The following is a 12,554-nucleotide window of genomic DNA, read 5'->3' on the forward strand; positions in this document are numbered from 1 at the left end:
TTAGGGTTTCTAAAATGGGTTATTATTAATTAATAATAATAGATTAAATGTATTACCATTGAGGACGTTATTTATCCCCAATCATTAACTTTTAAAATCAGATAGAAGGGTATTTACTCGGAAAATTTATAACCGATCATCAAAAATAAAGTCGTTTCTGTAAATTTATATTACAAAAATATTACAATTCTTCATATATAGTCTTTGTTAAAGGGGTAACTCTAACGTAAAACAACTCCCTTTGCCATATTCTGATTTTAAGGTAAGATTCCCTTCATGAAGCTGGGCCAGTTTGCGGGATAACGCTAACCCTAACCCCGTTCCCTTATGCTTGCGACTGAGGTTACTATGAATTTGTTGAAAGGGTTGAAACAGTTTCTTTTGATCTTCTTCTTTGATCCCAATACCGGTATCAATGACACAAAACGTCAGTAAACAATCAATTTTTTCAACTTGCAAAGTCACTGAACCTTTTTCTGTAAATTTAATCGCATTAGATAGCAAATTGATCAAAATTTGTTTAATTTTTCGTTGATCCACTTTACAAAAATCCACTTGATCGCTTAATTTTAAAATAAGGTCTAGATTTTGTTCATTGGCTTTAGGTTGAACAATGGAGATTGCGGCCAAACAAATATCTTCAACTGCAACGGTTTCTAAAAATAATTCTTCTTTATTTGCTTCAATTTTTGAGAGATCCAAAAAGTCATTAACTAAGGCTAATAAATGTTCTCCTGAGATTCTAATTCCATTAACATACTGTTTTTGTTTTTCATTTAACGTCCCATAAATTTCTTCTCTTAACATCTTAGAAAACCCTAAAATTCCTGCTAAGGGAGTTCTTAATTCATGGCTAACATGGGAAAGATAATCACTTTTATGATTACTAGAAGATTGTAATTTTTTATTTTCTAATTCGATTTTCTCTATTTTTTCTATTAATTGATTTTGTTGAATAGCAATAGCAATTTGATAGGTTATAATTTCTAAACTCTCGATTTCTTCTCGGCTAAAACTTCTTTCAGATTGTTCAGTTTGTAAAATTAAATAGCCAAAAAATTTCTGACTTATGTATAAAGGAAGACTTAAAAGACAGCAATGAAATCTACTTTTATTATTCAATGATTTGGAATGAGAAATTTCGCAAGACTCCCGACAAATTCCTTCCCCGTGACAAACTTGATAAATTTGATGTTGATTGCTACAACTAACTAAAGTAAACCATTGCTGATCAACAAAATTTTCCAACCAATTTTTATCTCTGACTCCCCAACTATTATAAATTTGGCACACCGATGATTCTATTCTTAATAAAACAACATTATCAATTTTGTAGGTTTCCCCAATTAGGGCTAAGATATCAACAATTTTTTCTTTGAGATCAAGATCAGAATTTAATAGATAATAAATTTGCCGAATTAATTGTTGTGACCAATTTTGATGGTAGAAAATTTTAGACATTTTTGTCTCTTCTGGGGAAATCTCTGAATATTGATCGGTCAAAGTATTCATGAGTATTATTACCTGATTTAATCGTCGGATGCATTGAGATTTAACTGTGAAATCAAAGGATAGGAAGTCCTAATCTAGTAGAAATTTTTATAATACTTTGTTAGTACAGACAGGTTGATTAATGACCCAATCGCTAGTATTGACTAGCTACCTCTATCTAATTATACAGGTAAATTTACCTCTATCTAATTAGATAGGTAAATTGTTTGTGTGAAATTATGGATTAACAGAGAACATCCTATTGTTAATACAATGAAGGATGTCTCTTCACCCCTATCTTAAAATTGCCGACGGGAAAATATAAAGCTAGAAATTGTCAACAATAAGACAATATAAATAATTCCGTAAACCCCATCGATCAATAATTCTGAACTACTAGGAAGAATCCCATAGACGGCTGTATTTTTTAGATTAAATCTTTCTAGGTTAGGGACAACTAAATAGATACTTTCTGTTAAAGCAGTGATACTAGGATTTTCGCTCAGTTTGGCTAATTCTAGTAAATCACTACTCAAATGTCCAATGATATAAATCCCAAAGCTTAAAAGCGTCGCTAAAATTGAACTGGTAAACACACCAAAGGTTATGGCCACTGCGGTTAAAACGGCTAATTCTAATAACAAATAAACTTGGGAAACTAATAAACTAACAGGAGAAAAAGTAATATTAGCCCAAGTCAATGCCCCGAAATAAAGCACCGTCATAATGGCAATAACAACGGTTAAAACCCCACATAACCCTAGATGTTTACCAACAATTAATTCACTGCGACTAATGGGTTTAGGAATAAGAATTAAAACGGTTCTTTTTTCAATTTCTTTATTAATTAAAGCCGTTCCCACAAAAATAGCAACGATCGCCCCTAAAAAAGAGGTTAATCCTAAACCAACATCTAAGAAAATTTTACCATCTGCCCCTACAGAAATTTCAGGAAGTAAGCGCAAAGATAGGGCTAAAACAACGGCAAAAAATCCAATCACATAGAGAATGCGATCGCGGATAACTTCTCGAAACCCATTACTAGCAATGATCCAGATTCTAATTAAATTCATTGTTTTTACAATATCTTTCTTACTGCTGTTAACATTCTTATTATTCCCCAGAATCACCTAACTGTTATCATAAGCTTACAGTAAATTTATATACCTTTAGAAATAATTGTTATGAAAAGATACAAAATCAAGCCCTGGATAATTCTACCTATCTTAAGTTTAATTACGGCTATTTGTTTAATAGGGTGGCAAACTCAGGGGTGATAGGCTAAAACGCATTTTAAGTGCGTTTTAGCAAGGCAAAAGTCAAAAGGCAAAAGGCAAAAGGGAAGTAGATTATAGTTTTTTGATCCATTTCACTTGTTCCTTGTTCATGTTTCATTGATAAATTTTTCAGATTAATTAATAGAGAAATGAAAATTAATCAAAATCCTTATCTTAGTAAAATTATTGTTTATCCTATTAAGTCTTTAGACGGGTTATCTATTTCTCAAGGAACCCTTCTTAAAAGTGGTGCGTTAAAACAGGACAGACAATGGGCAATTTTTGATAAACATCAGAAACTAATTAACGGGAAAAGTAATCATAAAATTTATCAACTCAGAGCAACTTATGATGATAATGTAAGTCAAGTTACCTTAAAACATGAAGATAATAAGGTAGGTCAAACCTTTAATTTAACAGAAGAAAGAAAAGAAATAGAATCCTTTTTAAGTGATTATTTCGGTTGTTCGGTTTATTTAAAAGAAAATCCAATAACTGGCTTTCCTGATGATAGTGAGGCTTGTGGACCAACTATTATCAGTCAAGGAACTTTAGAAACTATGGTGCAGTGGTTTCCTAACATCAGTGTAGAAGAGATAAGAAGAAGATTCAGAGCCAATTTAGAAATAAATGGGGTTTCTGCTTTTTGGGAAGACCAATTATTTGCTAATAAAAATGAATGGGTTAACTTTCGGATCGGTGATATCAATTTTCAAGGAATTAATCCTTGTCAGCGATGTATTGTCCCGACAAAAGACTCTTACACAGGAGAAAAAACGGAAAACTTTCAAAAGCAATTTATCAAAAAAAGACAAGAAACCTTACCCCCTTGGGTAAATAGCAGTCAATTTAATCATTTTTATCGGGTGAGTGTCAATACAAAAGTGAGGAACTTAAAACACGAAACTCCTTTAAAAGTTGGAGATGAAGTCAAAATACTTGATAATTAAGAATGGATAATTGATAATTAAAAATTGTGGTCTTTTCCTTTCAATTACAAAAAAAATGCGCTCACACCCAAGCTAGGGCCGGAACTTGGTCAACCCCTCATGGAATCGTCGAAACCCCCAGATTTATGCCCGTAGGAACCCTGGCAACGGTCAAAGGGTTAACCCCGGCCCAACTCGAAACCACCGGCGCACAAATGATCTTAGCCAATACTTATCACCTCCATCTACAACCTGGAGAAAAGATCGTCGAAGCTGCCGGGGGACTTCATCAGTTTATGGGATGGAATGGGCCGATTTTGACCGATTCTGGAGGCTTTCAAGTATTTAGCCTCAGTGAATTACGAAAAATTAGAGAAATTGGTGTTACCTTTCGTTCTCCGAGGGATGGGCGCATCATTGAGTTAACCCCGGAACGATCAATTCATATTCAAAATGCTTTGGGTGCAGACGTGATCATGGCCTTTGATGAATGTCCCCCCGGAAACGCTGATTATGACACGGTAGCAGCAGCAACCGATCGCACCTATCGCTGGTTGGAAAGGTGCATTAAAGCCCATCAACGACCCCAGGATCAAGCGTTATTTGGCATTGTGCAAGGGGGTATCTATCCCAAGTTGCGATCGGATGCAGTCTCAGCTTTAATTGCGTTAGACTTGCCGGGTTACGCCATCGGTGGGGTGAGTGTGGGGGAAGAACCGGCGTTAGTGCGAGATATTGTGAAATTGACCACTCCCTTACTGCCTACGTCTAAACCTCGTTATTTGATGGGGGTGGGGACTTATAAAGAAATGGTCATGGCGATCGCTGCTGGGATCGATTTATTTGATTGTGTCATTCCCACTCGTTTCGGTCGTCATGGGACGGCATTGGTAGCAGGAGAACGCTGGAACTTAAAAAATGCTCAGTTTAGAGAAGATTTTACCCCTTTAGACCCTGAATGTCCTTGTTATACCTGTCAGACTTTTTCTAGAGCTTATTTGAATCATTTAGTGCGATCGCAGGAAATGCTCGCTTATATCCTCTTATCGTTGCACAATGTGACGGAATTGGTCAGGTTTACCCAACGTATTCGAGAGAGCATTTTTCAGGGTAGTTTTACCCAGGAGTTTGCTCATTGGTTAGAGTGATATCTTGCAGCTTGGATAACCCCCCTGCCCCTAACCCCCCCTGCCCCCCTTTTAAAGGGGGGTGTGGGGGGTGTGGGGGGTGTGTGATTATTCAACGGTTTCAAAATCCCCCAGATTATCGTCAAATTGGTTGACAATTTCTATTAGGCAATATATCTATGTTTCTTCTCAAGGTCAAAGATGAAAAAATATTGCCCACCCTACGGACTTAGACTAACTTTTTTGAGTTAAATATAAAATTAGCTTAAGATTCGGTAGTTTATTCTTCCCATATAATATGCCCATTTATATTAGACTTTTCACATACATCAAGAACTTCTTTAGCCAATTTTCTTGTATGTTCATGGCCTTCTTGTTTTGACAACTCATATATTTTGATAAACATCTTTTTTCCTGTCTCAGTTTGATTAAGATTTTTCTTTAACATATTGTGACGACTGCATAGAGTTTGACCATTTTCTAAAGTTGATTTACCTCCTTTAGATCGAGGTTTAATATGATCTGCGTGTAGTTCTTCTCCTTCTTTGATTCCATGTCCACAATAAACACATTTATAGTTATCTCGCTTAAAAATTGCTTCTTTAATTTCTGGAGAAAAAGTTTCATCATATCCTTTACCTTCATAGTTCGGATCATATCTATAAACACCTTTTTGAACCTTAATTAGCTTGCCTTCTTGGTAAAGTGTCCTTATCATTCTATCAGGATCTTTAAAAGGTTTTTTCATACGTCTTTCCCATTGTTCAATTACAATAGGAACTATTTCATCATGATGTATATCTCTGTTAGGATTATCTAAATAGTATTGAAAAACTAGGTCTTTTTGTAAAATCTTTTTCTTTTTGATTGTTGTTTAATTACATCATAAATTTTTTCAGCAATTTGATGAATAACAGGAATAGCGACAGAATTACCAATTTGTCGATACATTTGGGTTCTAGAAACTGGAAATTGAAAGTCTTTAGGCAACCCCATAATTGCTTTACATTCATTCTCTGAAAGTAATCTTAATCCTGTTTCTCCATCTCTAACAAATGTCCCTGTCAATCGTTGGATTTTGTGATAGGTAGAAACAAAGGTTTTCACTTTTACTTTTGAGTTTTGATCAACAATTTGTGGCCTTCCATCATCCTTTTTGAATAAATAACTTTTTTGTAGATGTTTACTAATGGAATAACCTTTTACATTCGTTTCAATAAATTGGTCAATAAAAACATTATTTTTTTTACCCACTGGAAAATTAAACTCAACTCTTTCTTTGAGATAGTCTCGACAAAATCCAACTATATATATTCTTTCTCTCACTTGGGGTAAATTAAACAACGCAGCATCTAAAATACTATATCTCACATCATAATTTAAACTATCTAGGGTCTTTAAAATAATATTAAAGGTTTGTCCTTTATCATGATTAACTAAACCGGGAACATTTTCTAAGAGAAAACAAAAAGGTCTTTTTACTTCTAAAATTTGAGCAATATTATAAAATAAGTTACCTTGGGTTTCATGACGAAACCCTTCTCGTTTACCAATGGTACTAAAAGGTTGGCAAGGAAATCCCCCGATGAGAATATCATGATTAGGAATGTCTTGAGGAGGAATCTGATTAATGTCTCCAAATTGCTTTTCTCCGAAGTTAAATTGATAGGTTTTTTGTGCATATTTATCCCATTCAGAAGAAAAGACACATTGACTATAAGAACGAGAAAATCCGAGTCTCATTCCTCCTATTCCAGCAAATAAGTCAATAATTTTAATTGTATTTTTTTTTATTCTGTTATAATTCTGACGAGAATAAGTAATATTAATTCGTTCTAGTAACTCAGGCATATAACTCTCGGTTGTACTTTTGATTAAAGTATAGCAATCAGGTTTCAGTTGTGAGAAAGGGTTTAACAGTGTTAAACCCCTACAAATCGCTCTTGTAGGGACATAATATTATTATGTCCTAATTGGTTCTCATATATCATTCCTGATTGCTATAAGTTGATGATTCATTGTTCTCACAGTCATGAAGTACAATTATGATCTAGAGTTAATGATACGACTATTAATCCTATCTCATTTTTTATTATTTTTCTACTCTAAATCAAGTCAAACTTTGCTTATTTATAGTATCATAAACCCTAAAAATAGAGTAAGGGTCAACAACCGTTGACCCCTACTGTTTTCTTGTTATTTATCTATTTACGATAACTTCTTTTCCGTTGTCTTTGTTTAGCGATCGCTTTCCGTTTACGTTTTTCGATGGGGGTTTCAAAATGCCGATTTTTCTTCATATCATAAAAAATTCCGGCTTTACTGACTTGTCGTTTGAAGCGACGTAGGGCTGATTCAATATTCTCATTTTCTCCACGAATAATTTGAGTCATGCTTGAGTTTGTCTCCTTAATGAATGCTTATTGAATAGCAACTTTTGACGGCTGAAAAATTGCTCTTGATAAATAGGTTTTACTCATATCTATGCCATTGAGATCAACCCCTGTTAGGTTAGCTGCACTCAGATTGGTGTCGGTTAAGTTAGCTCCTTGTAACCGAACATTGGTTAAATCGGCATAGCTGAGATTGGCGTTAGTTAAATTAACTCCTCTGAGATCGGCCCCACTGAAATTAACACCACTGAGATTGACATTTCTGAGATTAGCTGCAATTAGGGTGATGTTTCTAAAGTCTCTTTGTCCTGCATTGTAGCGACTTAACAGTTCTTTGATATTCATCATGTGTTATGCTCAATTGATGGTTAAAAGGGCTTATATAAGAAATCGCGATCGCTGTTATTAAATTTAATAACGACGAGTTGAACCGCCACCAGAGGAACGGCGATTTTCTCTGGGTCTAGCTTTATTTACTTTGAGTGATCGCCCCATCCATTCAGCCCCGTCTAAGGCTTCAATGGCGGCGGTTTCTTCGGTTTCTGTCCCCATTTCTACGAAACCAAAGCCCCTTGATTTTCCGGTTTCGCGATCGCTAGGAATTTGTACCCTTTTCACGGTGCCATATTCTGCAAACACTTGTTCTAGGTCTACTTGGGTGGCATCATAGGATAAATTACCGACGTAAATTGACATAAAAATGCTCTAAAGTGACTGGTGTAGAGAGTTAGATTCACTCAGATGCTTGTAAATAGGAATTGACAAAACAACTTAGGAAAATAATTCTTATGGCATTATCCTAACATGGTTTATACCAATAGTGTAGAGGTTGCGCTTCTACTGAGCATAAAAAACCTTCTCATCAGCGATGGAGAAGGTTGATCAATTTTGCTCAAATGTAGAAACTATTTATTCTCTGAAACTGGGGCTAACTTGACATTTTTAGCCAGTCCTAAGAATTGTAATACTCGAATGGTCATCCAAGTAATATCAATTTCCCACCAAGCTAACCCATGACGGGCAGAATATTGATACGCATGGTGATTATTGTGCCATCCTTCCCCAAAGGTTAGTAAAGCAACCCACCAACAGTTACGAGAGTTATCGTTAGATTCATGACTTTGATAACCGAATTTATGGGTGGCACTATTGACAAACCAAGTAAAGTGAAAGACCATGACTAAACGAACAAAAATTCCCCAAATGACAAAGGGCCATCCGCCTAAACTGTAGAGGATTAAACCTAAGACAATTTGAATAGGAATCATGAAGGTTTGACAGAAATTATAAAAGGGATCTTCTTTAATATCTTGAGTATATCGAGGTACATCATTATCTGCAGGAATATGATGTAACATCCATCCTAAATGACTCCACCAAAACCCTCGGTTAGAATCATGGGGATCAGGTTCAGTATCAGAATATTTATGATGAATACGGTGTAAACCAACCCATTGAATCGGTCCCCCTTGACAGGCCAATGTGCCAAATAAAACTAATATATATTCTAACCATTTTGGTGCTTGAAAACTTCGATGGGACACCAAGCGATGAAAGCCTAAAGTAATTCCTAACGCCCCTGTGACCCAATATAGAAAGAAGGCAACACCTACAGCTTGCCAACTAAAATTACTCGGCAAAAATGCCAGTAGGGCAACCAGATGGATCGATGCCATGTAAATGATAATAGTCCAGTCGTAGGGGAGTTTTTGAGATTGGGCAACAGTCATGTAATAACCTGTATGTAAACGTAATCAAGTCTTTATTATACTTGACGATAGTATTAACTTTTTTTAGCTGACAAAGATTTTAAAATTTTAATATTTAATTCCGAATTAAATTCCCAATTAAATGACTTATCTCAGCCTTTGTTTGGTATAAATAAATGGGACAAAAGTAACTTTGTCATTGTTTTACATTGAGTGACTATCGACAAGATTAAAGTTTGGGGTTGACAATTGGACAGTTTCATGCTCATAAAAGAGGCAGAAAAAGCCCTAATTCCGATTTTTTCGGAAATTGACCAGAAGGTCAAGAAAAATCTCAAGAAAACCTTAGCAGCCTTTCGTAATCACCGTCTAGGGCCTCATCATTTTGCCAGTGTGAGTGGTTATGGTCATGATGATCTCGGACGGGAAACCTTGGATAAGATTTTGGCTGAGATTATGGAGGCAGAAGCGGCCATAGTTCGCATACAATTTGTATCAGGAACCCATGCGATCGCTTGTGCTTTGTTTGGTGTCCTTCGTCCAGGGGACGAAATGTTAGCGGTGGCTGGTGCGCCCTACGACACCCTCGAAGAGGTCATCGGTTTACGGGGTAGTGGCCAAGGTTCATTAACAGAGTTTAACATTAATTACCGGCAATTAGACCTAACTAAGGAGGGAACTCTTGACTGGGAAGGGTTAAAAACAGCCATTCAACCCGAAACAAAATTAGTGTTAATTCAGCGTTCTTGCGGTTATTCTTGGCGATCGAGTTTATCGATCACAGATATTAAAGAAATTATTAAAATTGTTAAGGCACAAAATCCTCATACGGTTTGTTTTGTAGACAATTGTTATGGTGAATTGGTAGAAACCTTAGAACCCACAGGAGTGGGCGCTGATTTAATGGCGGGTTCTTTGATTAAAAATCTTGGGGGAACAATTGTTACAACGGGGGGCTATATTGCGGGGAAAAAACCATTAGTAGAAGCTGCAGCTTGTCGGTTAACTTCTCCTGGTATTGGTTCAGAAGGTGGGGCAACTTTGGATCAAAATCGTTTATTATTTCAAGGCTTATTTTTAGCTCCACAAATGGTAGGAGAAGCGATAAAAGGAAATCATTTAATTGCCTATGTTTTTGATAAATTAGGCTACGAAGTTAAGCCCTTACCTATGGTTCCCCGTCGAGATATTATTCAAGGGATTAAGTTAGGATCTCCTGAGAAATTAAAGGCATTTTGTCGGGCGATTCAATCCTCTTCTCCTGTGGGTTCTTATCTTGATCCAGTACCAGCAGAAATGCCAGGTTATGAGAGTAAATTATTGATGGCTGGAGGAACGTTTATTGATGGAAGTACCTCGGAATTTTCCGCCGATGGACCGTTAAGAGAACCTTATATTGTTTTTTGTCAAGGGGGAACCCATTGGACTCATATTTCTTTAGCTTTAGAAGCCGCGATTAACGCTATTTTATAATTATCTAATAGTATTGATTTCAAGATTTTATTATAATAATGTTGTTGATTTAATCTTGCTCTTAGTTAGGGATAAAATAATGACAAAAATTACAGGATTTATTTTTAGTTTAACTTGTATCAGTTTATTGAATTTAACTCTAAATCTATTGGCTCAAACAATAGAAGATACTCAACTTAAAAATATAGATAATCTTCCCAATGATTCAGACCAAATGATAACTTGGACTTGTAATAATCAAGGCGATACTGTTGTAGTAGAGGCCACAGAGGATCAGATTTGGTCATCTATTATTGAATCAAATAATTGGACGTGTCAACAACAATTATCTGATATTCCTACCGGCGCTTTACAATTTACTTGTGAACCCACTGAAGATGGTAGTCTTAATATTTTAACGGTTACTTGGTTAAGTGGCAAAGATGAAAATAAACAAATGGGACAATGGATACATCAATTTGCTGAGGAATATAATATGATGTGTTCTATGGCTAAGGTTGGATTATTAGACGATGTTGAACAATAATCTATCATCTTGAATTATTAACTTTATATACTAAAAATTATGAATAATTTAAAACAATATGCACCAGCAACGCAACGGAACAGAGAATACATTTTAGAAGTCTTATTAAGGGTTCTTCCTGCATCAGGAAATATCCTAGAGATTGCTAGTGGAACGGGAGAACATTCTTTATTTTTTGCTCCTGCTTTTAGTCCTCGTCAATGGATACCTTCAGATCCCAATCCAACAGCAAGAAATAGTATTGAAGCATGGAGACAAGACAGTTCAATTGACAATATTCAATCTCCTTTAAATATTAATGCAGCAAATTCTAATTGGGGAATCGAAGAAAAACAGCTTAATATTACGACAATTGTTAATATTAATATGATTCATATTTCTCCTTGGTCAGCTTGTTTAGGACTGATGAAAGGAGCCAATAGAATATTACCATCAAAAGGTATTTTATATTTATATGGTCCTTATAAACAAGAGGGAAAACATACTGCACCCAGTAACGAATCTTTTGATCAATCTTTACGCAGTCAAAACCCAGAATGGGGAGTAAGAAATTTAGAAGATGTTATTAAAGTTGCCGAAGAAAAAGGATTGATATTTCAAGAAAAGGTAGAAATGCCAGCTAATAATTTATCAGTTATTTTTGAGAAGCAATAAGTTAGAGGTTTCCTATGAAAGCAGATCAGTTTAATTTAAGTAAAAGCAATAATAGCAATCTTTATAACGAAGATTATTATTTATGGATAAAAAATACAGTTAAATTACTAGATACAGGAAAATTTACTGAAATTAATCTAGATTATCTTATTGAAGAATTAGAGGATATGGGAAACAGTGAAAAAAGAGCAGTTTCTAGTAATTTAAGGATTTTGTTAATGCACCTAATTAAATATAAATATCAACCAGAAAAAAGAAGTAATAGCTGGTTATTTACTATTGTAGAACATCGAAAAAGACTTAAAGTTTTGTTTAAAAATAGTACCAGTTTAAAGAATTATTACTATGAAATATTCTCCGAGACTTATGAAGATGCAAAAGACTTAGCATCCGCAGAAACAGGTTTATCTATTAATGATTTTCCCAACAGTTCTCCTTTTACTCCAGAAGATGTTTTAAATGAAAACTATTTACCCTAAAAACCTTTCTGTAAAAACATTTTATAAAACGTCTTTACTCATTTTAATAATTAACTATTAATTATTGGTTTTATTGATGAAAAACTTGTATTTTAATACAGAGATGTTATTTTTCGTGTTAGCGTAATGTATGACTTATGACCAATTCTATTTATATAAGCACCGTCGAACCGAGAAGTGGTAAGTCTTTAATTGCTTTGGGAATTATTGAATTAATTCTGAGGAAAACGACAAAAGTTGGATTTTTTAGACCTATTATTCACGATTCCATTGATAATAAACCTGATAAACATATTGATCTGATTTTATCCTATTTTAAATTACCTCAAACTTATAATGATTCTTTTGGTTTACATTATTCTGAAGTTAATCATCTGATGGAAAAAGAAAAATTAGATGAAATTTTAGATCAAATTATTAGAAAATATAAGAAACTAGAAGAAGATTGTGATTTTATTGTTTGTGAAAATTCTGATTATGTAGGAGAAAATGCTGC

Annotated in this window: 15 protein-coding genes; 7 read left to right on the plus strand and 8 right to left on the minus strand. The window is 34.8% G+C overall.

What is annotated here, in order from left to right; all coding sequences use genetic code 11:
- Positions 1-207: 207 nt before the first annotated feature.
- Both C4E06_RS13125 and C4E06_RS13130 read right to left on the minus strand, forming a co-directional pair.
- Positions 208-1,512, minus strand: coding sequence for a GAF domain-containing sensor histidine kinase (locus C4E06_RS13125; protein WP_107668477.1), 1,305 nt, complete (start codon positions 1,510-1,512; stop codon positions 208-210).
- 278 nt (positions 1,513-1,790) lie between these two features.
- Entirely contained in the window at positions 1,791-2,564 is a 774-nt protein-coding gene (locus tag C4E06_RS13130; RefSeq protein WP_107668478.1) for an ABC transporter permease, read from the minus strand.
- 353 nt (positions 2,565-2,917) lie between these two features.
- Here C4E06_RS13130 and C4E06_RS13135 point away from each other — a divergent pair, with 353 nt between their 5' ends.
- Positions 2,918-3,718, plus strand: coding sequence for an MOSC domain-containing protein (locus C4E06_RS13135; protein WP_107668479.1), 801 nt, complete (start codon positions 2,918-2,920; stop codon positions 3,716-3,718).
- A gap of 26 nt (positions 3,719-3,744) precedes the next feature.
- Positions 3,745-4,845, plus strand: coding sequence for a tRNA guanosine(34) transglycosylase Tgt (gene tgt, locus C4E06_RS13140; RefSeq protein WP_107668480.1), 1,101 nt, complete (start codon positions 3,745-3,747; stop codon positions 4,843-4,845).
- Positions 4,846-5,104: 259 nt separating this feature from the next.
- On the opposite strand, the gene C4E06_RS13145 is transcribed toward tgt, so the two are convergent.
- The 6 genes from C4E06_RS13145 to C4E06_RS13170 form a co-directional block, all read right to left on the minus strand.
- Complete coding sequence (locus tag C4E06_RS13145) at positions 5,105-5,572, minus strand: HNH endonuclease (RefSeq protein ID WP_198648647.1); 468 nt, start codon at positions 5,570-5,572, stop codon at positions 5,105-5,107.
- Between the two features lie 86 nt (positions 5,573-5,658).
- Entirely contained in the window at positions 5,659-6,675 is a 1,017-nt protein-coding gene (gene dcm / locus C4E06_RS13150) for a DNA (cytosine-5-)-methyltransferase (RefSeq protein ID WP_107668482.1), read from the minus strand.
- Between the two features lie 353 nt (positions 6,676-7,028).
- On the minus strand, positions 7,029-7,217 hold the full coding sequence (rpsU, locus tag C4E06_RS13155; RefSeq protein ID WP_107668483.1) for a 30S ribosomal protein S21: 189 nt from the start codon (positions 7,215-7,217) through the stop codon (positions 7,029-7,031).
- 27 nt (positions 7,218-7,244) lie between these two features.
- Complete coding sequence (locus tag C4E06_RS13160) at positions 7,245-7,562, minus strand: pentapeptide repeat-containing protein (RefSeq protein WP_107668484.1); 318 nt, start codon at positions 7,560-7,562, stop codon at positions 7,245-7,247.
- Positions 7,563-7,628: 66 nt separating this feature from the next.
- Entirely contained in the window at positions 7,629-7,913 is a 285-nt protein-coding gene (locus tag C4E06_RS13165) for an RNA-binding protein (RefSeq protein WP_107668485.1), read from the minus strand.
- A gap of 209 nt (positions 7,914-8,122) precedes the next feature.
- Positions 8,123-8,947, minus strand: a complete 825-nt coding sequence (locus tag C4E06_RS13170) for an acyl-CoA desaturase (RefSeq protein ID WP_107668486.1) — start codon at positions 8,945-8,947, stop codon at positions 8,123-8,125.
- Positions 8,948-9,187: 240 nt separating this feature from the next.
- On the opposite strand from C4E06_RS13170, the gene C4E06_RS13175 reads away from it, so the two are divergent.
- The 5 genes from C4E06_RS13175 to C4E06_RS13195 form a co-directional block, all read left to right on the plus strand.
- Complete coding sequence (locus tag C4E06_RS13175) at positions 9,188-10,399, plus strand: methionine gamma-lyase family protein (protein WP_107668487.1); 1,212 nt, start codon at positions 9,188-9,190, stop codon at positions 10,397-10,399.
- Between the two features lie 79 nt (positions 10,400-10,478).
- Positions 10,479-10,925, plus strand: coding sequence for a hypothetical protein (locus tag C4E06_RS13180; protein ID WP_107668488.1), 447 nt, complete (start codon positions 10,479-10,481; stop codon positions 10,923-10,925).
- A gap of 39 nt (positions 10,926-10,964) precedes the next feature.
- The gene (locus tag C4E06_RS13185; RefSeq protein WP_107668489.1) at positions 10,965-11,579 is read left to right on the plus strand and encodes a DUF938 domain-containing protein; all 615 of its coding nucleotides are present in this window, start codon (positions 10,965-10,967) and stop codon (positions 11,577-11,579) included.
- A gap of 14 nt (positions 11,580-11,593) precedes the next feature.
- Positions 11,594-12,058, plus strand: coding sequence for a DUF29 domain-containing protein (locus tag C4E06_RS13190; protein ID WP_107668490.1), 465 nt, complete (start codon positions 11,594-11,596; stop codon positions 12,056-12,058).
- 137 nt (positions 12,059-12,195) lie between these two features.
- Positions 12,196-12,554, plus strand: a 359-nt coding sequence (locus C4E06_RS13195) for an AAA family ATPase (RefSeq protein ID WP_157951154.1), incomplete at its 3' end; no start/stop codon positions are given.

This window comes from Cyanothece sp. BG0011, from assembly GCF_003013815.1.
Taxonomy (GTDB): domain Bacteria; phylum Cyanobacteriota; class Cyanobacteriia; order Cyanobacteriales; family Microcystaceae; genus Crocosphaera.

Excerpts from the sequence above, each read along its gene's own strand:
- C4E06_RS13125 (WP_107668477.1), bottom strand. The coding sequence starts at position 1,512 with ATGAATACTTTGACCGATCAATATTCAGAGATTTCCCCAGAAGAGACA.
- C4E06_RS13130 (WP_107668478.1), bottom strand. The coding sequence starts at position 2,564 with ATGAATTTAATTAGAATCTGGATCATTGCTAGTAATGGGTTTCGAGAA.
- C4E06_RS13135 (WP_107668479.1), top strand. The coding sequence starts at position 2,918 with ATGAAAATTAATCAAAATCCTTATCTTAGTAAAATTATTGTTTATCCT.
- C4E06_RS13145 (WP_198648647.1), bottom strand. The coding sequence starts at position 5,572 with ATGAAAAAACCTTTTAAAGATCCTGATAGAATGATAAGGACACTTTAC.
- dcm (WP_107668482.1), bottom strand. The coding sequence starts at position 6,675 with ATGCCTGAGTTACTAGAACGAATTAATATTACTTATTCTCGTCAGAAT.
- rpsU (WP_107668483.1), bottom strand. The coding sequence starts at position 7,217 with ATGACTCAAATTATTCGTGGAGAAAATGAGAATATTGAATCAGCCCTA.
- C4E06_RS13160 (WP_107668484.1), bottom strand. The coding sequence starts at position 7,562 with ATGAATATCAAAGAACTGTTAAGTCGCTACAATGCAGGACAAAGAGAC.
- C4E06_RS13165 (WP_107668485.1), bottom strand. The coding sequence starts at position 7,913 with ATGTCAATTTACGTCGGTAATTTATCCTATGATGCCACCCAAGTAGAC.
- C4E06_RS13170 (WP_107668486.1), bottom strand. The coding sequence starts at position 8,947 with ATGACTGTTGCCCAATCTCAAAAACTCCCCTACGACTGGACTATTATC.
- C4E06_RS13175 (WP_107668487.1), top strand. The coding sequence starts at position 9,188 with ATGCTCATAAAAGAGGCAGAAAAAGCCCTAATTCCGATTTTTTCGGAA.
- C4E06_RS13180 (WP_107668488.1), top strand. The coding sequence starts at position 10,479 with ATGACAAAAATTACAGGATTTATTTTTAGTTTAACTTGTATCAGTTTA.
- C4E06_RS13185 (WP_107668489.1), top strand. The coding sequence starts at position 10,965 with ATGAATAATTTAAAACAATATGCACCAGCAACGCAACGGAACAGAGAA.
- C4E06_RS13190 (WP_107668490.1), top strand. The coding sequence starts at position 11,594 with ATGAAAGCAGATCAGTTTAATTTAAGTAAAAGCAATAATAGCAATCTT.